At 65.7% G+C, this 24843-nt stretch carries 21 protein-coding genes; 8 read left to right on the plus strand and 13 right to left on the minus strand.

The window, feature by feature from the left end:
- Positions 1 to 40: 40 nt before the first annotated feature.
- Together ASC78_RS12605 and ASC78_RS12610 are read left to right on the plus strand one after the other, a co-directional pair.
- Positions 41 to 1924: an ABCB family ABC transporter ATP-binding protein/permease gene (locus ASC78_RS12605; protein ID WP_055801470.1), complete on the plus strand. Its 1884-nt coding sequence runs from the start codon at positions 41 to 43 to the stop codon at positions 1922 to 1924.
- 40 nt (positions 1925 to 1964) lie between these two features.
- Complete coding sequence (locus ASC78_RS12610) at positions 1965 to 2903, plus strand: 2-hydroxyacid dehydrogenase (protein ID WP_055801471.1); 939 nt, start codon at positions 1965 to 1967, stop codon at positions 2901 to 2903.
- A 109-nt stretch (positions 2904 to 3012) separates the two neighbouring features.
- On the opposite strand, the gene ASC78_RS12615 is transcribed toward ASC78_RS12610, so the two are convergent.
- Positions 3013 to 4455, minus strand: coding sequence for an amidase (locus ASC78_RS12615; protein ID WP_055801474.1), 1443 nt, complete (start codon positions 4453 to 4455; stop codon positions 3013 to 3015).
- Between the two features lie 92 nt (positions 4456 to 4547).
- On the opposite strand from ASC78_RS12615, the gene ASC78_RS12620 reads away from it, so the two are divergent.
- The 6 genes from ASC78_RS12620 to ASC78_RS12645 all read left to right on the plus strand — a co-directional run bounded on the left by ASC78_RS12620 (position 4548) and on the right by ASC78_RS12645 (position 10591).
- Positions 4548 to 5537 (plus strand): LysR substrate-binding domain-containing protein, encoded by a 990-nt coding sequence (locus tag ASC78_RS12620; RefSeq protein WP_055801477.1) that lies wholly within the window; start codon positions 4548 to 4550, stop codon positions 5535 to 5537.
- A gap of 185 nt (positions 5538 to 5722) precedes the next feature.
- The gene (locus tag ASC78_RS12625) at positions 5723 to 7174 is read left to right on the plus strand and encodes an aspartate ammonia-lyase (protein ID WP_055801480.1); all 1452 of its coding nucleotides are present in this window, start codon (positions 5723 to 5725) and stop codon (positions 7172 to 7174) included.
- A 172-nt stretch (positions 7175 to 7346) separates the two neighbouring features.
- Positions 7347 to 8249 carry an amino acid ABC transporter substrate-binding protein gene (locus ASC78_RS12630; RefSeq protein ID WP_055801482.1) on the plus strand — a complete coding sequence of 301 codons (903 nt, stop codon included), beginning with the start codon at positions 7347 to 7349 and terminating at the stop codon, positions 8247 to 8249.
- 142 nt (positions 8250 to 8391) lie between these two features.
- Complete coding sequence (locus ASC78_RS12635) at positions 8392 to 9123, plus strand: amino acid ABC transporter permease (RefSeq protein WP_055801485.1); 732 nt, start codon at positions 8392 to 8394, stop codon at positions 9121 to 9123.
- A 1-nt stretch (position 9124) separates the two neighbouring features.
- On the plus strand, positions 9125 to 9814 hold the full coding sequence (locus ASC78_RS12640) for an amino acid ABC transporter permease (RefSeq protein WP_055801487.1): 690 nt from the start codon (positions 9125 to 9127) through the stop codon (positions 9812 to 9814).
- 39 nt (positions 9815 to 9853) lie between these two features.
- Positions 9854 to 10591, plus strand: a complete 738-nt coding sequence (locus ASC78_RS12645; protein ID WP_018903696.1) for an amino acid ABC transporter ATP-binding protein — start codon at positions 9854 to 9856, stop codon at positions 10589 to 10591.
- Between the two features lie 75 nt (positions 10592 to 10666).
- Here the strand turns inward: ASC78_RS12645 and ASC78_RS12650 are convergent, their stop codons facing one another.
- From ASC78_RS12650 to ASC78_RS12705, 12 genes are all read right to left on the minus strand, one after another.
- Positions 10667 to 11608, minus strand: coding sequence for a nucleoside hydrolase (locus ASC78_RS12650; RefSeq protein ID WP_055801490.1), 942 nt, complete (start codon positions 11606 to 11608; stop codon positions 10667 to 10669).
- Positions 11609 to 11654: 46 nt separating this feature from the next.
- Entirely contained in the window at positions 11655 to 12692 is a 1038-nt protein-coding gene (locus ASC78_RS12655) for a DctP family TRAP transporter solute-binding subunit (RefSeq protein WP_055801492.1), read from the minus strand.
- Between the two features lie 337 nt (positions 12693 to 13029).
- Positions 13030 to 14328 carry a TRAP transporter large permease gene (locus ASC78_RS12660; RefSeq protein WP_055801495.1) on the minus strand — a complete coding sequence of 433 codons (1299 nt, stop codon included), beginning with the start codon at positions 14326 to 14328 and terminating at the stop codon, positions 13030 to 13032.
- Positions 14325 to 14900 carry a TRAP transporter small permease gene (locus ASC78_RS12665; protein ID WP_055801498.1) on the minus strand — a complete coding sequence of 192 codons (576 nt, stop codon included), beginning with the start codon at positions 14898 to 14900 and terminating at the stop codon, positions 14325 to 14327. The genes ASC78_RS12660 and ASC78_RS12665 overlap by 4 nt, the downstream gene beginning before the upstream one ends.
- Positions 14901 to 15013: 113 nt before the next feature.
- Positions 15014 to 16018 carry a Bug family tripartite tricarboxylate transporter substrate binding protein gene (locus ASC78_RS12670; protein WP_055801501.1) on the minus strand — a complete coding sequence of 335 codons (1005 nt, stop codon included), beginning with the start codon at positions 16016 to 16018 and terminating at the stop codon, positions 15014 to 15016.
- 59 nt (positions 16019 to 16077) lie between these two features.
- On the minus strand, positions 16078 to 18054 hold the full coding sequence (locus tag ASC78_RS12675; RefSeq protein ID WP_055801503.1) for an acyl-CoA synthetase: 1977 nt from the start codon (positions 18052 to 18054) through the stop codon (positions 16078 to 16080).
- Between the two features lie 47 nt (positions 18055 to 18101).
- Positions 18102 to 19100 (minus strand): Bug family tripartite tricarboxylate transporter substrate binding protein, encoded by a 999-nt coding sequence (locus ASC78_RS12680; RefSeq protein WP_055801506.1) that lies wholly within the window; start codon positions 19098 to 19100, stop codon positions 18102 to 18104.
- Between the two features lie 37 nt (positions 19101 to 19137).
- Positions 19138 to 20346 (minus strand): CaiB/BaiF CoA transferase family protein, encoded by a 1209-nt coding sequence (locus tag ASC78_RS12685; RefSeq protein WP_055801509.1) that lies wholly within the window; start codon positions 20344 to 20346, stop codon positions 19138 to 19140.
- Between the two features lie 73 nt (positions 20347 to 20419).
- Positions 20420 to 21232 (minus strand): oxepin-CoA hydrolase, alternative type, encoded by an 813-nt coding sequence (locus ASC78_RS12690; protein ID WP_055801513.1) that lies wholly within the window; start codon positions 21230 to 21232, stop codon positions 20420 to 20422.
- On the minus strand, positions 21229 to 22371 hold the full coding sequence (locus ASC78_RS12695) for an acyl-CoA dehydrogenase family protein (RefSeq protein ID WP_055801515.1): 1143 nt from the start codon (positions 22369 to 22371) through the stop codon (positions 21229 to 21231). Before ASC78_RS12695 ends, ASC78_RS12690 begins: the two co-directional genes overlap by 4 nt.
- Positions 22372 to 22382: 11 nt before the next feature.
- Positions 22383 to 23591: an acyl-CoA dehydrogenase family protein gene (locus ASC78_RS12700; RefSeq protein ID WP_055801518.1), complete on the minus strand. Its 1209-nt coding sequence runs from the start codon at positions 23589 to 23591 to the stop codon at positions 22383 to 22385.
- 10 nt (positions 23592 to 23601) lie between these two features.
- Positions 23602 to 24792 carry an acetyl-CoA C-acyltransferase gene (locus ASC78_RS12705; protein ID WP_055801521.1) on the minus strand — a complete coding sequence of 397 codons (1191 nt, stop codon included), beginning with the start codon at positions 24790 to 24792 and terminating at the stop codon, positions 23602 to 23604.
- Positions 24793 to 24843 lie beyond the last annotated feature (51 nt).

Raw genomic sequence — 24843 nt, forward strand, 5'->3', positions numbered from 1 at the left:
GGCACAATCTGGACAAACAAAGCAACCACGATTGTCCTCCATGCGCCGAAGCGGCGAAGCCCTGCCTCCTCCCTCCCACCCCGTGGCCGGCCACGCGCCGGCGCGCAGCGACCGTTCCGACTGGGCAACGCTGCGCCGCCTTTTTCCCTATTTGTGGCAATACAAGTGGCGGGTGATCGCCGCGCTCGCCTTCATGGTCGGGGCCAAGGTCGCCAACGTTGGCGTGCCAGTGTTGCTCAAGAACCTCATCGACACGATGACGCCCAAGCCGGACATGGCGCAGGCGCTCTTGCTCGTGCCCATCGGGCTGTTGCTGGCCTACGGCCTGCTGCGGTTCTCGACCGCGCTCTTCGGCGAGTTGCGCGAGCTGATCTTCGCCAAGGCCACCGAGGGCACGGCGCGGCAGATTGCGCTGGAGGTGTTCGGCCACCTGCATTCGCTGAGCCTGCGCTTTCACCTGGAGCGCCAGACCGGCGGCATGACGCGCGACATCGAGCGCGGCACGCGCGGCGTGCACTCGCTCATTTCGATGTCGCTCTACAGCATCGTGCCGACCCTCATCGAGCTGGTGCTGGTGCTCACCATTTTGGGCGTGAAGTTCGATTCGCTGTTCGTCTGGATCACGGGCGCGGCGCTGGTGCTGTACATCACCTTCACGGTCACGGTGACCGAGTGGCGCACCCAGTTTCGCAAGACCATGAACGAGCTCGACTCGATGGCCCAGAGCCGAGCCGTCGATTCGCTGCTGAACTACGAAACCGTCAAGTACTTCAACAACGAGGAGTTCGAGGCGAAGCGCTACGACGCCAGCCTGGACCGCTACCGCAAGGCGGCCATCAAGAGCCAGCGCACGCTGAGCATGCTCAACATCGGCCAGCAACTGATCATCGCGACCAGCCTGGTGCTGATGCTGTGGCGCGCCACGTCGGGCGTGGTCGAAGGGCGCATGACGCTCGGAGACCTAGTGATGGTCAACGCCTTCATGATCCAGCTCTACATTCCGCTCAACTTCTTGGGTGTGATCTACCGCGAGATCAAGCAGAGCCTGACCGACCTGGACAAGATGTTCGTGCTGATGGAAAAAGAGCGCGAGGTGCGCGATGCGCCGGACGCGCAGCCTTTGTCTTTACTCCCTCTCGCTCGGAGAGAGGGCGAGGGTGAGGGTGAGAGCAGCGGCGTAGATTCCACCGTCCGCTTCGAAGACGTGAGCTTTGCCTACGAGTCCGCGCGGCCCATCCTCAAGCACGTGAGCTTCGAGATTCCCGCGGGCAAGACGGTGGCGGTGGTCGGGCCATCGGGTTCCGGCAAGTCCACGCTCGCACGCCTTCTCTACCGCTTCTACGACGTGCAGCAGGGCCGCATCACCATCGGCGGGCAAGACATCCGCGAGGTGCAGCAATCGAGCGTACGGCGCGCCATCGGCATCGTGCCGCAGGACACGGTGCTGTTCAACGATACGGTCGAATACAACATCGCCTATGGCCGCCCTGGCGCCACGCGTGAAGAGGTGGAAAACGCCGCGCGCGCGGCGCGCATCCACGACTTCATCTCCGCTACGCCCAAGGGCTATGAAACTAGCGTGGGCGAGCGCGGCCTCAAGCTGTCGGGCGGAGAAAAGCAGCGCGTGGCCATTGCGCGCACGTTGCTCAAGAACCCGCCGATCGTGATCTTCGACGAGGCCACCTCGGCGCTCGACTCGGCCAACGAACGTGCCATTCAATCGGAGCTCAAGAGCGCGGCGCAGGACAAGACCACGCTGGTGATCGCGCACCGCCTCTCGACGGTGGTCGATGCGCACGAGATCCTGGTGCTCGAAGCGGGCGTGATCGTCGAGCGCGGCACGCATGCCGAGCTGCTTGCGAAGCAGGGGCGCTATGCGCAGATGTGGACTTTGCAGAAGAGCGAAGCAACCCCGCTGATGTAGACCGACCATTCTTCTTTTATATCGATCCAGGAGTTAAGACGTGCCGACCAAGATTCCCCTGCTGGTGCTCAACAGCCTCTCGAGCGCCCACCAGGCCCAGATTGCCGAGGTCTACGACATGACCTATGCCTTCGACCCCGCCGCCCGCGCCGCCGCCATCGCGGAGCACGGCAAGAAATTTCGCGCGGTGCTGACCATCGGCGTGATCGGCATCACGCCCGAAGAGATCGCGGCCATGCCGGCGCTCGAGCTGATCTGCTGCATGGGCGCAGGCTACGAGGGCGTGCCGCTCGACGTGACCCGCGCGCGCGGCATCGCCACGGCCAATGGCGCGGGGACCAACGACGACTGCGTGGCCGACCACGCCTTCGGCCTCTTGATCAGCATCGTCCGCGGCTTTCGCCAGCTCGACCGGCTGTGCCGCGAAGGTGTCTGGCGCGAAGAAATTCCGCAGCCGCCGAACGTGTCGGGCAAGAAGCTCGGCATCCTCGGGCTCGGCACCATCGGCCAGAAGATCGCCAAGCGCGCCGCGGCGTTCGACATGCAGATCGGCTATCACAACCGCAAGCCGCGCGAAGGCGCAACGCACCGCTACTTCGACGACCTGAAATCGCTCGCCACCTGGGCCGACTTTTTGGTGCTGGCCGCGCCGGGCGGTCCGTCCACGCGCCACCTCGTGAATGCCGAGGTGCTCGACGCGCTCGGACCGCATGGCTTTCTGGTCAGCATCGGCCGCGGCAGCGTGGTCGATACCGAGGCGCTGGCCGCTGCGCTGCGAGAGAGCTGCATTGCGGGCGCGGGCCTCGACGTGTACGAGAGCGAACCCAAGCGGCCTGAGCCGCTGATCGGGCTGGACAACGTGCTGCTGACGCCGCACATGGCGGGGTGGTCGCCGGAAGCGACGCAGAAGTCGGTGGACCATTTCCTCGCGAATGCCGAAGGGCACTTCGCAGGCCGCGGCGTTTTGACGCCGATCTGAGGTCTTGCTCCTTCCCCCGCTGGGGGAAGGCTGGGATGGGGGCGGGCAGGGCGCTCGATGAATACGCCGCTTGCCCCCACCCCAACCCTCCCCCGGAAGGGGGGAGTTATCAAGCCAGGGCCGGAGGGCGATGAGACGCCCAGCCGCACGCCTGGTCATACGCATACCCGAGCCGCAGCACGTCGAGATCCGCATGGATCGGCCCCGCGAGCTGCAGCCCCATCGGCAGTCCGCCCTCGCCAAAACCCGCGCGCACGTTCAGCGTAGGCAATCCCGCCAGCGTGAACGGCGTGACGATCTCCATCCACCGGTGGTACGTGTCGCTCGGCACGCCGGCCACTTCGGCGGGCCAATGCAGTTCGGCATCGAACGGGAACACTTGGGCGGTCGGCGCCAGCACGAAATCGAAGCGTTCGAAGAGCTTGAGGAACGCGCGGTACACGTTCGATCGATAGAGCGAGGCTTGGTAAAGCGAGGCCGCATCGAGATGCCGGCTCTGTTCGATTTCCCATTGCGCCTCGGGCTTGAGCTGGGCAAACAGCTTCGGGTCGCTCAGATAGGCGCCGAGCTTGCCGCCCACCAGCAATTGCCGCAGCCGTAGCCAGGCGCTCCAGTTGTGTTCGCGCTGCACGTCCAGGGTGCAGGGCTCGACCTCGCAGCCGAGCGTGCGAAAGGTGCCCAGCGCGCTTTCGCACAGTTCGCGGATGCCCGGTGCGAGCGGCAGATCTGGCCAGACGCTGCCGAGCCAGCCGATACGCAGGCCCTTCACTTCGGCGTTGAGCTGCAGCGCGTCGGGCGAAGGCAGCGGCTGCGGCGACGACAGCGGCACGCGCGCATCGAAGCCCGCCTGCACCGCGAGCAGCCGCGCCGCGTCTTCCACCGTGCGGCCCATGGGGCCTTCGGTGCCCAGTTGCTGGAAGAACAGCTCCTGCTCGGGATCTCCCGGCACGCGTCCGCGCGAGGGCCGCATGCCGATCACGTTGTTGAACGCTGCCGGGTTGCGCAGCGAGCCCATCATGTCGCTGCCGTCGGCCACCGGCAGCATGCCAAGGGCCAGCGCCACGGCCGCGCCGCCGCTGCTGCCGCCGGCGCTGCGCTTGGGCGCATAGGCGTTGCGGGTGATGCCGAACACCGTGTTGTAGGTGTTCGAGCCCAGGCCGAATTCGGGCGTGTTGGTCTTGCCGATCACGATGGCGCCGGCCTCGCGCATGCGCGCGACGTGCAGGCTGTCGGCCCGCGCCGGGGAGCGCGGCGAAAGCGGCGAACCCATGGAGGTCGGCAGGCCGGCCGCGTGGCTCAGGTCCTTCACGCCCAACGGAAACCCGTGCATCCACCCGCGCCGTTCGCCGCGCGCCAGCTCGGCGTCGCGCTCGCTTGCTTCGGCCAGCAGCACTTCGGGCTCGCGCAGCGAAACGATGGCGTTGAAGCGCGGGTTGAGCGCTTCGATGCGCGCCAGCGAGGCTTGCATCAGTTCGCGGCACGACACGCTGCGGGACGCGATGCGGCGCGAAAGCTCGGTGGCGGTGAGTTCGAGGATGTCGGCAGGCGGCATGGCGATGGCGATCCGGTGAGGAGGGGTCTTCGAGAACCTTAGTATGTGCCAGGGGCCCGCAGCCGGCCTTCACACGGACATAATCGCCGCGTATGGAAACCAAGTGGCTCGAAGACTTCATCAGCCTGGCGGAAACGCGCAGCTTCAGCCGCTCCGCCCAATTGAGGCACGTCACCCAGCCGGCGTTCTCGCGCCGCATCCAGGCGCTCGAGGGCTGGGCGGGCACCGACCTGGTCGATCGCAGTTCGTACCCCACGCGCCTCACACCCGCGGGCCAGACGCTCTACAGCCAGGCCATCGAGATGCTGCAGTCGCTGCAGAGCACCCGCGCCATGCTGCGCGGCCATTCGGCAGCCGGGCAGGACGTGATCGAAATCGCGGTGCCGCACACCCTGGCCTTCACCTTTTTTCCCTCCTGGGTGACCAGCCTGCGCGAGCACTTCGGCCCCATCAAGAGCCGGCTCATCGCGCTCAACGTGCACGACGCCGTGCTGCGCCTGGTGGAAGGCAGCTGCGACCTGCTGATTGCCTACCACCACCCTTCGCAGCCGCTGCAGCTCGATGCCAACAAGTACGAGATGGTCAGCCTGGGCGAGGAAACCGTGGCGCCCTGGGTCAAGGCCGATGCCGACGGGGCGCCGCGCTTCCGCCTGCCCGGCCGGCCGGGCCAGCCGCTGCCTTACCTGGGCTACGCGCCCGGCGCCTACCTTGGACGCGTGGTCGACCAGCTGCTGAAGGAGTCGGGCACCGCCATTCACCTCGACCGGGTCTATGAAACCGACATGGCCGAGGGGCTGAAGGTCATGGCGCTCGAAGGCCATGGCATCGCCTTTCTGCCGCAGAGCGCGGTGCGCAAGGAGATCAAGTCGCGCAAGCTCGTGAGCGCGCTGCCGCCCGAGATCGACAGCCTGGAGGCGACGATGGAAATCCGCGCCTACCGCGAGCGGCCCGGCATGTCGGTGCCGGTGAAGACCAGCACCGGCCGATCCTCCAAGGCCGCTGCGGCGTCGGAGGGCTTGCAGCCCAAGCGCACGGCCGACGCCCTGTGGTCATACCTTGTCGGCGCCCAGCCACCGCATTGAGGTGGATTGACCCGCCGGATTTGTGCATTGCACAATCTATAAATGCCGCGCATAGGACCCCCCGCAAACGGCATTGGCTTTGCCGGCTGGGCGCCACTACAGTCGCGGCAGTTTTTGCCGCTGTCACACAGCAAACTTCCGGCACGCGCCACCCGCGTGCTTTTTTTTAAGCCGAGGAACCCCGTATGAGCCCGAATTTCAGGACCGAACACGACTTTCTCGGCGAGAAACAGATTCCTGCCTTTGCCTACTGGGGCGTGCACACGGCGCGCGCGGTCGAGAACTTCGCCATCTCCGGCACCCGCGTCTCGGCCATGCCCGAACTGGTGCGCGCACTGGCCTTCGTGAAGAAGGCGGCCACCCGCGCCAACGCCGACCTGGGCGCCATCGACCGCGACCGCGCGGCCGCGATCATCCTGGCCTGCGAGGACCTCATCGAGGGCAAGCTGCTCGACGAATTCGTGGTCGACGTGATTCAGGGCGGCGCGGGCACCTCGACCAACATGAATGCCAACGAGGTGATCTGCAACCTCGCGCTCGAGAAGCTCGGCCACGAAAAAGGCCGCTACGACGTGCTTCACCCCAACGACCACGTCAACGCCTCGCAGAGCACCAACGACGTCTATCCAACGGCGGTGCGGCTGGCGCTGTGGTTTGCCATCGGCCGGCTGCTCGAATCCATGGCCGCGCTGCGCAAGAGCTTCGAAGCCAAGGCGCTCGAGTTCAAGGACATCCTCAAGATCGGCCGCACCCAACTGCAAGACGCCGTGCCCATGACGCTGGGCCAGGAGTTCCTGACCTACGCCATCATGATCGGCGAGGACGAGGCACGGCTCGGCGAGGCGCGCGCGCTCATCGAGGAAATCAACCTCGGCGCCACCGCCATCGGTACCGGCATCAACGCGCCGCATGGCTATGCCAACCTGGCTTGCCAGTACCTGGCCGAGCAGACCGGCGTGCCGCTCAAGCAGTCGGCCAACCTCATCGAGGCCACGCAGGACACCGGCGCCTTCGTGCAGCTGTCGGGCGTGCTCAAGCGCGTGGCGTGCAAGCTGAGCAAGACCTGCAACGACCTGCGCCTTTTGTCCAGCGGCCCGCAGGCGGGCTTCGGCGAAATCCGCCTGCCGCCGCGCCAGGCCGGCTCGTCGATCATGCCGGGCAAGGTGAATCCGGTCATTCCGGAAGTGATGAACCAGGTGGCTTTCGAGGTTATCGGCAACGACATCACGGTGACGATGGCGTCGGAGGCCGGTCAGCTGCAGCTCAATGCCTTCGAGCCGATCATGGGATGGAGCCTGTTCAAGAGCATCCTTCACCTGGGCAATGCCTGCACCACGCTGCGGCAGAACTGCGTCGACGGCATCGAGGCGAACCGCGAGTTCCTGGCGAAGCGGGTGCGGGAGTCGGTCACGCTGGTCACCGCCCTCAATCCGCTGATCGGCTACGAAAAGGCGGCGCTGATCGCAAAAACCGCGCTGGCCACCGGCGGGCCGATCGACCTGGTGGCCGAATCGCTCGGCATCATGACGCGCGCAGAGATGGAAGCGCTCCTCGTGCCAGAAAACCTGACCCAGCCGGTGCGCCTGTCCGCGCCGGTGCCACCCGCTGCCGAGCCCTCGGGCACAAAGGCTGCTTAGTGAAAGTCGGACAATGCCTATGGGTTCACCTGCACCACGACGGCGCCTCGGCGCGCGTGGCCGGTGCGGGCGTCACCAAGAATGCACCGGGTTGGCCCGGGTATTCCCCAAGACGTGAATGTCTAGAATTTCGTTGTATCTGTATCTCTTAGTCACCCTCAGGAGTTTCCACATGAATAAGCAAGTATTGGCATTGGCGATCGCGGCACTGGCCGCAGGCAGCGCCTTTGCGCAGGCCAATGACACCCTGGCCAAGATCAAGGCCTCGGGCAGCATCACCGAGGGTGTGCGCGAGTCCTCCGGCCTGTCGTACACGCTGGGTAACGGGCAATACACCGGTTTCCACTACGACGTCTGCGCCAACATCATCCGCGACATCCAGAAGCACCTGGGCCTCGCCAAGCTCGAAACCAAGTACCAGCCCGTGACCTCGCAAAACCGCGTGCCGCTGGTGCAGAACGGTACCGTCGACCTCGAGTGCGGTTCCACCACCAACAACGCCACGCGGCAAAAGGACGTTTCCTTCGCAGTGACCACCTACGTCGAGGAAGTGCGCATCGCGGTCAAGGCCAATTCGGGCATCAACTCGATCAAGGACCTCAACGGCAAGACCGTGGCCACCACCACCGGCACCACCTCGGTCCAGACCCTGCGCAAGAACGAGCGCGCCGGCGGCATCGACTTCAAGGAACTCTATGGCAAGGACCACTCCGACAGCTTCCTGCTGCTCGAGTCGGGCCGCGCCGACGCCTTTGTGATGGACGGTTCCATCCTGGCCTCGAACATCGCCAAGTCCAAGTCGCCTGCCGAGTACAAGATCGTCGGCGAAGTGCTCAGCGTCGAGCCCATCGCCATCATGATCCGCAAGGACGACCCCGCTTTCAAGAAGGTGGTGGACGACAGCATCAAGGGACAGATCAAGAACGGCGATCTCGCCAAGCTCTGGGACAAGTGGTTCCTGAAGCCGATCCCCCCGGCCAATGTCACGGTCAACCTGCCGTTGTCCGACGCCACGAAGTCGGCCTGGGCCAACCCGAACGACAAGCCAATGGAAGAGTACGCCGCCAAGAAGTAAACACGGCAAGGTCATCCGCGCAACGCCCGCCGCCCCCGGCGGGCGTTTGTTTTCGCAAATGCAGCGCAATGCGGCACGCGGGCACGGCCTCTGCATGCAAACTGGCTAGCAGTCTGGAAATCTGAAAGAAGGAGAGTCCCCGATGGGATCAAACTGGGATTGGCAGGTCTTCTTGCAAGACCCTGGCGGGAAGTACCCGACCTACTGGGAGTGGATGCTGTCCGCATGGGGCTGGACCGTGTCGGTGGCCCTGCTGGCGCTCATCGTCGCGCTGGTGCTGGGGTCGCTCATCGGCATCATCCGTACGCTGCCCAACAGCCCGTGGCTCGTTCGCCTCGGCAATGCCTGGGTCGAGCTGTTCCGCAACATCCCCCTGCTGGTGCAGATCTTCCTCTGGTACCACGTCATCCCGGCGATGGTGCCGGTCATGAAGGGCGTGCCGAGCTTCATCCTGGTGGTGCTGGCACTGGGCTTCTTCACCTCGGCGCGTATTGCCGAGCAGGTGCGCTCGGGCATCCAGGCGCTGCCCAAGGGCCAGCGCTATGCGGGCATGGCGGTGGGCTTCACCACGCCGCAGTACTACCGCTACGTCATCTTGCCGATGGCCTACCGCATCATCATTCCGCCGCTCACCAGCGAAACGATGAACATCTTCAAGAACTCGTCGGTGGCGTTTGCCGTGTCGGTGACCGAACTCACGATGTTCGCCATGCAGGCGCAGGAAGAAACTTCGCGCGGTATCGAGGTGTACCTGGCGGTCACGGCGCTGTACGTGATCTCGGCCTTCACGATCAATCGCCTGATGGCCTTCGTCGAGAAGAAGACGCGCGTGCCAGGCTTCATCGTCTCGGCCAGCGGCGGCGGGGGACACTGACATGATGAATCTCGACCTGTCGTTCTATAACTGGGACGTCATCAGCAACTTCGTCGTCAAGGGCTTCTACTTCAGCATCATGCTGACGATCGTGGCCACCATTGGCGGCGTGCTCTTCGGCACCGTGCTGGCGCTCATGCGCCTGTCGGGCAAGAAATGGCTCGACGCGCCAGCCGCCATCTACGTCAACGGCATGCGCAGCATTCCGCTGGTCATGGTGATCCTGTGGTTCTTCCTTCTGGTGCCGGCCTCGTTCTACGCGGCCTTCGGTTCCGTCGGCTCGAACTACCGCTCGGAAATCTCGGCCGTGATCACCTTCATCGCGTTTGAGGCGGCCTACTTCAGCGAGATCATGCGCGCGGGCATCCAGTCGATCCCGCGCGGCCAGGTGCATGCGGGCCAGGCGGTTGGCATGACCTACGGCCAGAACATGCGGCTCGTGGTGCTGCCGCAGGCCTTCCGCAACATGCTGCCGGTGCTGCTCACGCAGACCATCATCCTGTTTCAGGACACCTCGCTGGTCTACGCCATCGGCGCCTACGACATGCTCAAGGGCTTCGAGACCGCGGGCAAGAACTTCGGTCGCCCGATCGAGGCCTACCTGCTGGCGGCGGTCGTCTACTTCATCATGTGCTATGCCTTGTCTTGGCTCGTCAAGCGCCTTCACAAGAAAATCGCGATCATTCGCTAGTCGAGTGGCTGAACCGGAGAGAAAGAAATGTCCGAGAAAATGATTGAAATCAAGAACGTCTCCAAGTGGTACGGCCCGGTGCAGGTGCTCAACGATTGTTCGGTGAGCATCTCCAAGGGCGACGTGGTGGTGGTGTGCGGGCCCTCGGGCTCGGGCAAGTCCACCCTCATCAAGACCGTGAACGCGCTCGAGCCCTTCCAGAAGGGCGAGATCACCGTCAACGGCATTCCGCTGCACGACCCCAAGACCAACCTGCCGAAGCTGCGCTCCAAGGTCGGCATGGTGTTCCAGCACTTCGAGCTGTTTCCGCACCTGTCGGTCACCGAGAACCTCACGATCGCCCAGATCAAAGTGCTCGGCCGCAGCCCCGACGAAGCCAAGACCCGCGGCCTGAAGATGCTCGACCGCGTGGGCCTGATGGCGCACAAGGACAAGTTCCCGGGCCAACTGTCGGGCGGCCAGCAGCAGCGCGTGGCCATTGCCCGCGCGCTCAGCATGGACCCGATCGTGATGCTGTTCGACGAACCCACCTCGGCTCTCGACCCCGAAATGGTCGGCGAAGTACTCGACGTGATGGTGAGCCTGGCCAAGGACGGCATGACCATGATGGTGGTCACGCACGAAATGGCCTTTGCCCGCAAGGTGGCCAGCCGCGTGATCTTCATCGACGTGGGCGGCAAGATCCTTGAAGACTGCCCGAAGGACGAGTTCTTCAGCCACCCGGAAAATCGTCAGCCGCGTACGAAGGATTTCTTGAACAAGATTCTGCAGCACTGATCGATTCGCTGCGGCGCCAAAAAGCAAAAGCCACGCTGTTCGCAGCGTGGCTTTTTTATTTGTTGCCTGGAACTGTTATGGCAGCCGCGCGATGTGTTCGGTCAGCAGGTCGAAGAAGCCCTGCGCATCGCCGTCCACGATCCAGTTCGCATTGGTGGAACGCTTCAGGCTGTCATACCAGTCGGCCACCGTCTGCCCAAAGCCCATGCCTTCGCGGCTGTCGAGTTCGACGTTGATCAGCCTGCCCCTGAAGAGCGAAGGCTTCAGAAGGTAGGCAATGACCGTGGCATCGTGCACCGGCCCGCCGGGCATGTCGTAGTGCTGCATCTCCTGCGGAGCGTAGGCATCCAACATGTCGGCGACGATCCTGCCGGCCCGGTTGCCGATGCTCCGCAGCCGCGCAATGCGCTCGTCGCTTGTGAGAATCTTGTGCGTCACGTCCAGCGGCAGCATGGTGATTGGCACGCCGCACTTCAGCACGGCCTCGGCCGCATGCGGGTCGGCAAATACGTTGAACTCTGCGGTGGGCGTGATGTTGCCGCCGTTGAAATGCGCGCCAGCCATGAGCACCAGTTCGCGCAGGCCGCGCACGATGTCGGGCGCTTGCTCAAGCGCGAGTGCCAGGTTGGTTTGTGGCCCGAGCATCGCAAGCGTCACGCTTCGCTCGGGCGCCGTGCGCAATGTGCGGATCAGGTAGTCGACGGCATGGCCCTCGGCCAGCGGCGCGGCCGGTTCATGCACATCGACGCCGGTGATGCCTTCGCGGCCGTGAATGTTGGCCGCGTAGATGGGTGTGCGCTGCAGCGGGCGTTCCGCGCCGGCGTACACCGGAAGGTCCGGCCGGCCGGCCCATTCGCAGGCGAGGCGCGCATTGCGCGAGGTCTTGGCCAACGGAACGTTGCCGGCCACCGTGGTCAGCGCCTGAAGCTTTAGCGCTTCAGGCGCCGCCATGGCGAACAGCAGCGCGATCACATCGTCCGCGCCCGGGTCAGTGTCGATGATCAGGGTGTGTGGCATCACGACATTGTCGCGGCCACCCCGAAACGACGCAGGACCTGTCTACTTACTTCTTGCGCGCGGCGATGGCCTTCTCGGCCATTGCCACCAGGTCCGCGCCCACCGTGTTCTTCCACTTGTCGTACACCGGGCGCGTGGCCTTCACGAAGGCTTCGCGCTCAGTGGGCGTGAGCTGGGTCACGGTCACGCCCATGCCGGCGATGTCCTTCAGCACCGGCTTGTCGGCTTCGACGAGGCCCTTGCGCGCGAGCTCGATCTCCTGCTTGCCGGCATCGACGGCGGCCTGGCGCACGATGGCCTGGTCGGCCGGTGTCCACGAAGCCCAGATTTCCTTGTTGACCACGAAAACCAGCGGGTCGGCGACGTAGCCCCAGGTGGTCACGAACTTCTGTCCCACGTTCTGCATCTTGAGCACGGTGAACAGGAAGAGCGGATTCTCCTGGCCGTCGACCGCGCCGCTGGCGAGCGCGGGCTGTGCGTCGGCCCAGCTCATCTGCGTGGGGTTGGCGCCCAGCGCGGTGAACATGTCGGAATAGATCGGCGAGCCGACGACGCGGATCTTCATGCCCTTCAAATCTTCAGGCGACTTGATCGGCTTCTTGGAGTTGGTAATTTCGCGGTAGCCGTTCTCGCCCCATGCGAGCGGCACGACGCCGGCCTTGTCGAGCGTCTTGAACATTTCCTTGCCGACTTCGCCCTGGGTGAGCGCATCGATGGCCGCATAGTCGGGCATGAGGAAGGGCATGGAGAAGAGGTTGAGCTGCTTGACTTGCGGCGACCAGTTGATGGTGGAGCCCACGGCCATGTCGATCACGCCCTGGCGCAGCGCGCTGAACTCGCGGGTCTGGTCGCCTTGAATGAGCGACACGCCGGGGTAGAGCTTGATGTTGATGCGGCCCTGGGTACGTTCCTTCACGAGGTCGGCCCAGATCTTTCCGGCCTGGCCCCAGGGCGTGGGCGGGCCGAGTACGAGGGACATCTTGTATTCGGGCTTGTAGGCGGCCTGCGCCATTGCGCCGGTCGAAAACATGCCCAAGGCGGTAGCTACGGCGGCAAGGCCGAGCAGGGTGCGGCGGAATTTCATTTGAGGTCTCCTTGTTTTCTGAACACAACTAAGCGATGGATGTTTTTGGGTAACGGTACTGACTGGAGTGTTCGGGGCGTTCCTGTTCAGGGCGCGTGCAAAGGCCACCGGGTACTCCCCTCCGCGAATGTCCCCCGGCTTCGCCTCCTCCTTTATTTCGCTGCGGGGAGTACCCGGCGCCCTGTGCACACCAGGCGCTGCGGTTGTTCCGCTCCGATGGGGTGCCTTGCGCAGCGAAATAAAGGGGGAGGCCGCAGGCCGGAGGACATTCGCGGAGAAAGGTACCCCGTCGGCGGGAGCGCGCCCTGAACAAAGCACCCAAACGCACGACCCCATCTCAATACCCCAGCTTGCGCGGCAACCAAAGCGCGAGTTCAGGGAACGCGATCACGAGCACCATCACCACGAACATCGAGAACAGCATCCAGCCGACCCAGCGCACGGTCTCTTCCATGCGCACCTTGGCGATGCGGCAAGAGACCATGAGGTTGACGGCGAGCGGCGGCGTGAACTGGCCGAGTGCCACCTTGAGCGTGAGGATCACGCCGAACCACACCGGGTCCCACTTGTAATACTGCACGATCGGCAGCAACAGCGGCACGAAGATCAGGAAGATCGACACGCCGTCCAGGAACATGCCCACCGTGATGAGAAGCAGGATCAGGAGCGCCAGGATGCCGTATTCGCCGAGGCCCGAATTCACGATGGCCCGCGTCACCGGGTCGATGATGCCGAGCGTCGAGAGCGAGTACGCGAAGATGCCCGCGAGCGACACCACCAGCAGGATCACCGCCGAGAGTTCGCCCGACTCGCGCAATATGACGAACAGGTCGCGCACCTTGATGGTCCGGTGCACGCACATGCCCACGAAGAGCCCGTAGAACACCGCCACCACCGCCGCTTCGGTCGGCGTGAACCAGCCCGCGCGCATGCCGCCCAGAATGAGCACCGGCGCCGCCAGGCCCCAGATCGCTTCGCGAAAACTCTTCCAGAACGGCGGGCGCGGCAGCGTCGATTCGAGCGCACCCATCTTGTGCTGGCGGGCCAGCAGCACGGCCGGGATCATCAGCGCCAGGCCGGCCATCACGCCGGGGATCATGCCGGCCGCGAACAGCGCCGGCACCGAGGCGCCGGGCACCAGCACCGAGTAGACGATGAACGCGACCGAGGGCGGAATCAAGATGTCGGTGGCCGCTGCGGCGCCCACCACGCTGGCCGAGAAAGCCGCCGGATAGCCCGCGCGCGACATTGCCGCGATCATCACCGCGCCCACCGCGGCGGCATTTGCCGGGCCCGAGCCCGAGATGCCGCCGAGGAACATGGCCACCGCAATCGCCACCAGCGGCAGCATGCCCGGGCCGCGCCCGACGATGGCCACCGCAAAGTTCACGAGCCGCAGCGCCACGCCCGAACGGTCGAAGATGGAGCCCACCAGCACGAACATCGGAATGGCGAGCAGCGGGTACTTGCCGAGGCCGGCATAGAAGTTCTGAGGCACGGCCAGGAGCCCGAACCACTGGGCGTCGCTGTTGGCGAGCGCAATGCAGGCGGCGCCGGCCAGGCCCAGCGCGGCGCCGATGGGCACGCCCACCAGCATCATCACCACGAAGGCGACGAAGAGCAGGGTGGCGATCACGGTGCGTCGCCCTTGCGGTTTTCGTTGTCGCCGTATTCCTTGCGGCCGCGGCGGACCATGAGGCCCACCGCGCGCAGCGCGATGGCAAAGGACACGATCGGCAGCCACATCGAATACCACCAGGCCGGCAGCCCGATGCCCGGCGTCGTCTCGTCGAAGCGGTAGTCGTCCCACACCATGCGGATGCTGAGCGCGCCGATCAGGCCGAAGAGGATGGCGATCATCAGCGCGCCGAATTGCGCGAGCCGCTTGCGGCGTGCCATCGATCCGTTCTCGGAAAAGTATTCGATGCGGATGTGCCGATCGCGCGCCACCGCGGCCGAGCCGGCCACCAGCGCCAGCATGATCATGAGGAAAACCGAGAACTCCTCCGTCCACGCAAACGAAGAGTCAGTGAAGTAGCGCACCAGCACGTTGGCAAAGGTGATGAGCGCCAGCGCGCCCATGATGATGACGGTGAGCCAGTCTTCGATGGCGAGCGGCACCTTGGTGGGCTCGTCGGCGGCTTCTATGTCTGGGGGGAGGGGGCTGGCGGCGTCCAGCAGCGGGCCGGACTCGTTGGGAGTGGTCATCGAAGGGAGAGGGGGAAGCAGCTATGAATGGTAACGATCCATGACCATCCGTTCATCGGGGTTTTCCTAAGCTGTGGCCTCATTCCCCCAGCCCCTTTGGAGGCCCTTGGCGGCTACTCGAGCCTGGCGCCCGAGTCCTTGATCAGGCGCTCCCAGATCGGGCTTTCCTTCTTGTACACCGCGTTGAAAGCCTCGGGCGAACTGTCTTTCAGGTCAAAGCCCATGGCCGCCACGCGCGCCTGCACGTCGGGCTGGCGGGTGGCCTTGCCCACTTCGTCGGCGATGCGCTGCACGATGGGCTTGGGCGTGCCGGACGGCATGGCGATGGCGAGCCAGCCGGTCACGCGGTAGGCCTCGTCCTTCAGCCCTTGCTCGGCCAGCGTGGGCACGTTGGGCAGCGTGGCCATGCGGCGCTCGCCGCTCACGCCGATGGCCTTGAGCTTGCCGGCCTCGATGTGCGGCTTGGCCACCAGCGCGCTCGCAAAGGCCATCTGGATCTGGCCGCCGATCAGGTCCTGCAGCATCGGCGATTCGCCCTTGTAGGCGATGTGGTTCATCTCGGCCTTCTGCGTGAGGCTCATGTGCGCGCCCGCCAGGTGCGGGTAGGCGCCCACGCCGTAAGAGCCGTAAGCCACCTTGCCCTTGTTTGCGACCACGTACTTCAGCAGCTCGGGCCCGGTGTTGGCGGGCACGCTGGGGTGCACCACCAGCACCAGTGGAGCGGTGGCGATCTGGTAGACCAGCGTGAGGTCGCGCTGCGTGTCGTAGGGCAGTTTCTCGTACAGGAACTGGTTGGTCAGAAGCGAGTTGCTCAGCGACAGCACGATGGTGTAGCCGTCGGCCGGCGCCTTGGCGACCGCATCGGTGCCAATGATCCCGGCGGCGCCTGGCTTGTTGTCGATGATGACGGGCTGGCCCAGCCCGGCCGCCATCTTCTCGCCCAGCACGCGGGCCAGCACATCGGTTGCCCCGCCCGGGGCAAAGGGCACCACCATGCGGATCGGCTTGCTCGGGTAGGCCTGCGCCCAGCTGGCGCCCGTGGCCGCCAGCGCGAGCGAGGCGATGCCGCAGTGCAGGGCGCGTCGGGTGAGCCCGCGAGGGGTCGAAGTTGCGTTCATGTTTGCGATGTCTCCGGATGTCGTTGTGTTGTCTGTCGAAAAAAAGAAGCGGGGCGTGTCTATTCCAGGAGCACCCGCGTCTTGAACGGAAGCGGCTCGAGCGCCGTGCGGATCCGCTTCTGCAGCGTGTCCGCGAGTGGGCCCGCAGCGGTTGCATCGATGCGCACCTGCACGAGGCCCTCGCCCTCGCTCTGCACGCGCGGCCGTGCGGCTTGCGCCACGCCGAGCTCGTCGCAGATTTGCGCCACGCCAGCCGCCACCACGCGGCTCGCGGCCATCGCGCGAAGCTCGGGCTTGTAGATTTTTCCGACGTTGGTCATCGGCATGTTCTCGATGACGATCACCGACTTGGGTTTGGCCGGCGCCTCGTCGACGCGCGCGGCCGTGAAGGCCAGCAGTTCGTCCTCGGTGGCCGATGCGCCCGGCACCAGCGTGGCAAAGACCACCGGCAGTTCGCCGGCATACGCATCGGGTGCGCCCACCGCCGCGCACAGCTGCACCGCGGGATGCGCGCCCAGCGCGTCCTCGATCACCTTGGGGTCGATGTTGTGGCCGCTGCGGATGATCAGGTCCTTCGAGCGGCCGCTGAGGTTGAGCCGCCCTTCGCCGTCGATCCATCCCAAGTCGCCGGTCGCGAGCCAGCCGTCGGCGGTGAAGGCCCTGGCGTTGTCGGCCGGATCGACGAAGCCAGAGAACAGGTTGGGCGACTTGAACAGCACCATGCCCTGCTCGCCAGGCGGCAGGTCGCGGTTGCTGGCGTTGCCGTTTTCGTCGAGCGCCACGATGCGCATCTGCATGTAGGGCAGCGGAAAACCAACGCAGCCCGCGGGCCCGTCAACGCCCGGCGGCGTGATGGTCGAGATGCCGGCCATCTCGGTCATGCCCAGGCTCTCGTGCACGTGCAGGCCGAACAGGCGCTCGAAGCGCGCGGCCAGTTCCGGCGAGAGCACGGCGGCGCCGGTGCGGCAGTAGCCGATCGATGAAATGTCGGCGCCATTGAGCGGCACGTTCGCCAGCGCCGCAAGCACTGTGGGCACGGCCGAGAGCGATGTCGGCCGGTATTTCTCGACCAGCTTCCAGTAGTTGGCAAGCACCTCCTTGTTGCGCAGCAGCGAGGGGGTCGGAATGATCACCTCCACACCGGCCGAGAGCGATGCCAGCGAAGCCGGCAGCACGCCCGCCACGTGGAACAGCGGATAGCCGTTGATCGAGATGCCTTGTTCGTTCATGCCCGCGACCTGCACGCTGGCCCACGCGGTAAACACTTGCGCGCCGTGGCTGTGGCGCGCGAGCTTCGGGGCGCCGGTGGTGCCGCCGGTATGAAAGTAGGCGGCAATGTCGGAGGGTGCGATGTCGCGGCCGCTCACGAGGCGATCAGACGGTTGTGCCGAACGCAGCACGTCGAAGTCGGCCACGCCCGGCAGCGCGGCCGCGCTGCCCGATCCTGTTTCATGCAGCGCGCCCGCCGAACCCGGCGCTTCGTCATGCGGCGCCACGCGCAGCACGGTCGTGAGCGTGGGCGCCTGCCCGCGCAAACGCATGGCCTTCGACCACATGCCCGATTCGCTGTCGGAGCCATAGGCGATCAGCACCTTGGCGCGGCCGGCGGTCATCAGCGCCACCAGCTTCTCGTCGGTCAAGAGCGGATTGAGCGGCTGCACGATGCCGGCCGCTTCGCCGCCCCAGAGGGCCAGGTGGTATTCGAGGCAGCCTGGCAGCAGCACCGCCACCGCGTCATCAGGGCCCACGCCCAGGGCGTGCAGCATGTTCGCAGTCTGGTGGATGCCCGCGAGCAAGTCGGCATACGACCAGCGGATTGGTTCATCGGCCGGGTTGCCGGTGCGCAAAAAGGTCAGCGCGGTCTTGTTGCCGAAGGCCGCTCCCGCGTTGCGGAAGATCTCGTAGGTACTGCGGACTGTCAGCGCCTGCGCAAGCGGCGTCTCTTCGAGCTTGCGGATGTCCGCCAGGCTGCGAACCGGCAACAGGGGGCGGAACGGCGCCCCGCCCGGACTGGTCTTCTTGTCGTTGCCTGTCATGTCGTCTCCTGATGTTGTCTCTTGCCGGCCGCGCGCGAATCGCTGTTTTACTGGTTCGTGATCTTGTTGTCGCGGATGACCTTGCCCCAGCGCTCGAAATCCTGGCGCATGCGCGTGCCCGTCTGCTCGGGCGTGCCGTAGGCCGCGAAGGAGCCAACGCCTTCGAGCTTGTCCTGCACTTCCTTGTCAGCCAGCGCGGACTTCAGCTCGGCGCTCATGCGGTCGACCACGTCCTTGGGTGTACCCGCCGGCGCCAGCAGCCCGCCCCACGAGGTCGCATCGAAACCAGGGAAGCCCTGCTCGGCGACAGTCTTCACTTCGGGCAGCAGGCTCACGCGCTTGCCCGATCCGACCGCGATGGCGCGCAGCGTGCCCGCGCGGATGTGCGGCATCACCGCCACCAGGTCGGAGAACATCGCAGGCACCTGCCCGCCGATCAGGTCGGTCACGGCTGGTGCGCTGCCGCGGTAGGGCACGTGCTGCATCTCGAACTTGCCGATGTTCTTGAGCTGCTCGGTCGTCAGGTGGCCGAAGCTGCCGGCGCCGGCCGTCGTGTAGTTGAGCTTGCCGCCCTCGGCCTTGGCCTTGGCGATCAGGCCTTGCAAGTCGTTCACGCCGGGCAACGCCTTCGGATTGACCACCATCACGATTGGCAAGTCATAGACGACGCCCACGGGCGTAAAGCTCTTGAAGATGTCGTAGGGCGTCTGGCCGTACAGGTGCGCGGCCAGCAGCGTGGGCGTGGCCAGCATCACGAAGGTGTAGCCGTCGGGCGCGGCCTTGGCGGCCGCCGCCGCGCCGATGGTGCCCGAGGCGCCGCTGCGGTTGTCGATGAGGATGTTCTGCTTCAGGCCCTGCGACATCTTCTGCGCCACGATGCGCGTCGCGACGTCGGTCGGGCCACCGGGCGGAAAGGGCACGATGACCGTGATCGGCTTGGACGGCCAGGCTTGTGCGAAGGCGGCGCCGGCCGCGAGCGGAAGGGCCAGTGCGATGAGTGCACGGCGTGCGGGATTGCGAAGGGAGCGGGAAGAAGAAAAGGCCATGGACATGTTCAAGGGATCGGAAGAGAGACAAGCGCCTTCAGACGACGCCATTTGATTTGAGTTGCGCGAGCCTGTCGTCCGACAGGCCGAGCAGCGACTGCAGCACCTCGTGCGTGCCTTCGCCCAGTTGCGGCGGTGCGCTGCGCACGGGCAGGCGTTCGCCGTCGAAGCGATAGGGCGGCGCCAGCACGTTGACCGTGCCGGCCACCGGATGCGGCTGCTCGGTGACAAGGCCGGCATCGGTCGCACGCTTGGAGTTCAGCGCTTCGAGCAGGCCGAGCACCTCGCCGCAGGGAATGCCCGATTTCGTGAGCTTCGCCAGCAGGTCTGCGCGTTGGCGCCTGGCCAATTCGGCGTGCAGCTCTGGCAGCAGCACTCCGCGGTTCGCCGATCGCAGGATGTTGGTCTTGAAGCGCTCGTCGGCCGCGAGGTCGGGCCGGTCGATCACCTCGGTGCAGAAGCGCGCGAACTGCGCGTTGTTGCCCACGGTGATGACCAGCGGGCCGTCGGCCGCATCGAACACGCCATACGGCACGATCGACGGATGCGAGTTGCCGTAGCGCGGGGGGTCCTCGCCCATCAGCAGCGCCTCCAGGCCGTAGTAGGCGGTGATCATCAGGCCGCAGTCGAACAGCGCCATCTCGACGTGACGGCCCTTGCCGGTTTTTTCGCGCTGATAGAGCGCGGCCAGGATGGCCTGCGCCGAATACATGCCGGTGAACAGGTCGACCATGGCCACGCCGAACTTCAGCGGCGGCTGGTTCGCTTCGCCGTTGAGCGCCATCAAGCCGGCTTCGCCCTGCACCACGAGGTCGTAGCCGGGGCGTGCGGCCTCGGGGCCGGTGCGGTCGTAGCCCGAGATCGAGCAGTAGATGAGCCCCGGCTGCTCCTTGCTGAGCTGCTCGTAGCCGAGCCCGAGCTTGTCGATGCCGCCGAACTTGAAGTTCTGGATCACCACGTCGCATTGCTTCGCAAGGTCGCGTGCGATCTGCTGGCCTTCGGGCGTCTGCAGGTCGAGCGTGACCGAGCGCTTGTTGCGGTTCACGCTGTTGAAGTAGGCCGTCTCGGTCTTGCCGACGCGCAGGCCCCAGTCGCGCGTGTCGTCGCCGCGGCCCGGGTGCTCGACTTTGATTACTTCGGCGCCCATGTCGGCCAGCACCATGCCGCACCAGGGGCCCGCGAGGATGCGGGACAGATCGAGAACGCGCACGCCGGCAAGCGGCAGCGATGAATTGAGCATGGGCATGAGGGCAACTCCCTGGAAACGAGAAAGCCCCGCACCGGGTGCGAGGCGAGATGGCGTGCGAGTTCGGGCGGTGTCAGGTGGCTTGCGACTTCTGTCCGCGCAGCGCCGCGAAATCCGCCGTGCGCTTGCCGAGAAAAGCGCCGATGCCTTCGGCCGCTTCGACATCCGCTTGGGACTCGACCATGTACACGGCCTCGGCTTCGAGCTGCTCTTCGAGCGTGGTGCGGTGCGCCTGGCGGCACAGGGTCTTGATGCGCGCGCTCGCGCGCTGCGGACCGTTGGCCACCTTGGCCGCAAGCGCGATGGCCTCGGCCAGCGCCGCGCCCTTGTCGGTCAGGCGGTTGACCGCGCCCAATGCATGCAGGCGCTCGGCCGGCATGCGATCGCCGGTCAGGCACATCTCGGTCAGCACCTGGCGCGAGACGAACTCCGAGAGAAAGGCCGTCGCGCCGCCGTCCGGCGTGAGGCCGACCTTGACGTAGGCGACCGTGTAGAACGCATCGCGCGCCGACACCAGCATGTCGCAGGCCAGCGCCATCGACAGGCCCGCACCGGCCGCGCCGCCTTCGACGGCCGCGATGACGGGCTTGCCGCAATCGCGGATCGCACGGATCAGGTCGTGCAGGCCTTCGAGCTTTTCGCGGCGCTCCGAGGCGGGCAGTTCGCGGCGCTTGGCCAGCAGGTTCAGGTCGCCGCCGGAGCAGAAGAAATCGCCCGCGCCGGTGAAGACGATCGCGCCGACTTCGGGGTCGTTTTGCGCATCGGCAAGCGCGGCGCTCAGTTCCGCATACAGCGTCGGCGTGATCGCGTTGCGCGCGCCGGGGTTGCTGTTGGTCAGGATGCGCACGGCGCCTTGCTGGGAGATCAACACGGTCTTGTCGGTCATGCCGCCACCTCCTTGCCGAGCGCGATGTAGCGCTGCAGATGATGGTCCTCGTCGCCGAGCTGGTGGTCGATCATCACGAGCCGCTTGGCGTAGTGCGGCAGCGGCAGCTCCCACGTCATGCCGATGCCGCCGTGCATCTGGATGCTCTCTTCCGCCACCAGCGCGCCGATGCGGCCGATGCTGAACTTGGTGGCCGACAGCGCGCGCTCGCGCGCCACGCGGTCGGTGCCGTCGATGGCGGCCGCGGCGTTGATCACGGCCGAACGGGCCTGCTCGATCTCGAGCAGCAGATCGGCCATGCGGTGCTGCAGCGCCTGGAAGCTGCCGATCAGAATGCCGAACTGCTTGCGCGTGCGCAGGTAGTCGAGCGTCGCGGTCTTGGCGGCTTCCATTGCGCCCAGCGCCTCGGCGCACAGCGCGAGCACGCCGCGGCCGATGGCGCGTTCCAGCGTCGCACTGCCCTGGCCTTCGGTGCCCAGCAGTGCGTCGGCGCCCAGTTTCACACCGTCGAGCGTGAGTTCTGCGACACGGCCGCCGTCGATGGCGGGGCAGCCGCGCACCGTGAGGCCTGCCGTCTTCGCGGGCACGAGGAACAGCGAGATGCCGACCTCGTCGTCCACCTGGCCCGAGGTGCGAGCGGAGACGAGAAACAGGTCGGCCTGCTCGCCCTGCGGCACGACAGCCTTGGCGCCGTTCAGCACCCAGCCGCCGCCGCTGCGCTCGGCGCGGGTCGAAACTCGTGTGCGTTCGTAATGCGTATCGGCTTCGTCGTGCGCAAAGGCCGCGACGGTAACGCCGTTGATGATGTCGCCGAGCTTTTCCTTCTGCGCATCGTTGCCGGCAGCACTGAGTGCCTCCCCGACCATCACGGCGCCCAGCAGCGGCTCGACCACGAGTCCGCGGCCCAGTGCCTCGAAGACCACGGCAATGTCGAAACCGCCGCCGCCGAAGCCACCATCGGCCTCGCTGAACAGCGCGCCGATCACGCCGAGTTCGGCGAACTGCTGGAAGATCTCCTTGCTGAACCCGTGCTCGGACTTCGCGATGCGGTCGCGCGCATCGAAGGCGTACTGCTCGGCGATGAAGCGGTTCAGGCTGTCGGCGAGCATGCGCCGGTCTTCGGTGTGTTCGAAGTTCATTGCATGTCTCCTTACAGGCCGAGGATCATCTTGGAGATGATGTTCTTCTGGATTTCATTGGAGCCGCCGAAGATCGACAGCTTGCGGTTGTTGAAGTAGCGCGCGGCCGCGGCGGATGCGTAGGCCGGGCCGAAGGTTTCGCCGTCGAATCCGTCGTGCAACGCTTCTTCAACGAAGGGCCGGCCATACACACCCATCGCGCGGCGCGCGAGCGACGAAATCTCCTGCCGGATTTCGGTGCCGCGGATCTTCAGCATCGAGCTCTCCGCGCCCGGCACGCCGCCGCCGGCCACGGCGGCGATCACGCGCAGGTTCGTCGTCTTCATGTTCTCGAGGTCGATCTCGACGCGCGCCAGGCGTGCCGCGAACGCCGGGTCTTCGGCCAGCGGCTTGCCGTTCTTCGTCTGCGTGGCGGCAATGCCCTTGAGCTGTTCGAGCGCGGCCACCGAGAAACCAACGCCCGCGATGTTGGTGCGCTCGTAGGTCAAGAGGTACTTGGCGCAGGTCCAGCCCTTGTTCTCTTCGCCGACGAGGTTCTCGGCCGGCACGCGCACGTCGGAGAAGAACACCTCGTTCACCTCATGCTCGCCGTCGAGCGTGATGATCGGGCGCACTTCCACGCCCGGCGAGGTCATGTCGATCAAGAGGAAGCTGATGCCCTCCTGTTTCTTCGCCTCGCGGTTGGTGCGCACCAGGCAGAAGATCATGTTGGCGTGCTGGCCCAGCGTGGTCCAGGTCTTCTGGCCGTTCACGATGTAGTGGTCGCCCTTGGCATCGATGCCGCGTACGGCCGAGGTCTTCACGGCGGCCAAGTCGGAGCCCGCGCCGGGTTCCGAATAGCCCTGGCACCACCAGTCGTCGCCGTTCAGAATGCGCGGCAGCCAGCGCTGCTTCTGCGCCTCGTTGCCATACTTGATGAGCACCGGGCCCAGCATGTTCACGCCGAAGGGCACGATGCGCGGCGCGAAGGCCAGCGCGCATTCGTGTTCGAAGATGAACTTCTCCACCGCCGTCCAGCCCGGGCCGCCGTACTGCTCGGGCCAGTGGTTGGCGAGCCAGCCGCGCTCGTTGAGGATGGCGTGCCACTCCTCCATGTCGGCCTTGGCGAGGATCTTGCCGCCGCCGACCTTCGCCGAGAGGCGCGCGGGCAGTTTGTCGGCCAGAAAGGCGCGCACTTCCGCGCGGAAGGCTTCTTCTTCGGGGGTGAAGTTCAGGTCCATCGCCAGCTCCTCAGTAGATTTCGAACAGGCCCGCCGCGCCCATGCCGCCGGCGATGCACATCGTGACCACGGCGTACTTCGCGCCGCGGCGCTTGCCCTCGATCAGCACGTGGCCCGTGAGGCGCGCGCCGGTCATGCCGAAGGGATGGCCGATGGAGATCGCGCCGCCGTTCACGTTGAGGCGTTCCGACGGAATGCCCAGCTTCTCCTGGCAGTAGATCGACTGCGAGGCAAAAGCTTCGTTGAGTTCCCACAGGTCGATGTCGTCGACCTTCAGGCCGTGGCGCGCGAGGAGCTTGGGGATTGCGAACACCGGGCCGATGCCCATTTCGTCGGGCTCGCAACCGGCCACGGCCAGGCCGCGGAACGCACCCATCGGCTTCAGGTTGGCGCGCTCTGCTTCCTTGGCTTCCATCAGCACGCAGGCCGACGCGCCATCGGACAGCTGCGAGGCATTGCCCGCGGTGATGAACTTGTCCTCGCCCATCACCGGCTTCAGCTTGGCGAGCGCTTCGTAGGTGGTGCCACGGCGGTTGCAGTTGTCTTCCGTGGCGGTGACTTCGCGGTAGCTGACTTCCTTTGTCTCCTTGTCGGTCACGGCCATGGTGGTGGTGCAGGCGACGATCTCGTCCTTGTAGCGGCCGGCAATCTGTGCTTCTTCGGTCTTGCGCTGGCTCTCGGCCGAGAAGCGGTCCTGTGCTTCGCGGCTGATGTTGTAGCGCTTGGCCACGATGTCTGCGGTCTCGATCATCGCCATGTAGAGGGCGGGCTTGTGCTCGACGATCCAGGGGTCCAGGCTGAGGTCGCCGCCGTCGCCCGGGCTGCGGCCGCGGATCTGCGAGATGCTTTCGACGCCGCCCGCGATCATGGCCGGCGCGCCGTCCACCACGATGCGGCCCGCCGCCATCGCGATCGCCTGAAGGCCTGAGGCGCAGAAGCGGTTCACGGTGGTGCCGGCGATGCTGATCGGCAGGCCTGCGCGGATGATGCTCTGGCGCGCGATGTTGCGGCCCGTGGTGCCTTCGGGGTAGCCGCAGCCGAGGATCGCGTCCTCGATCAGCGCGGGGTCGAGACCCGAGCGCTCGACGGCCGCGCGCACCGCAAAGGCGGCCAGCGTGGCGCCGGGCGTGATGTTGAACTCACCGCGGTGCGCCTTGGTGAGCGGGGTGCGGGCGGTGGAAACGATGACGGCTTCACGCATGGGGAGGGCTCCTTAGTCAGTTGAGGACAGAGCAAAAACTGCTGCGCAGTT

The organism is Variovorax sp. Root318D1 (assembly GCF_001424835.1).
Taxonomy (GTDB): domain Bacteria; phylum Pseudomonadota; class Gammaproteobacteria; order Burkholderiales; family Burkholderiaceae_C; genus Variovorax.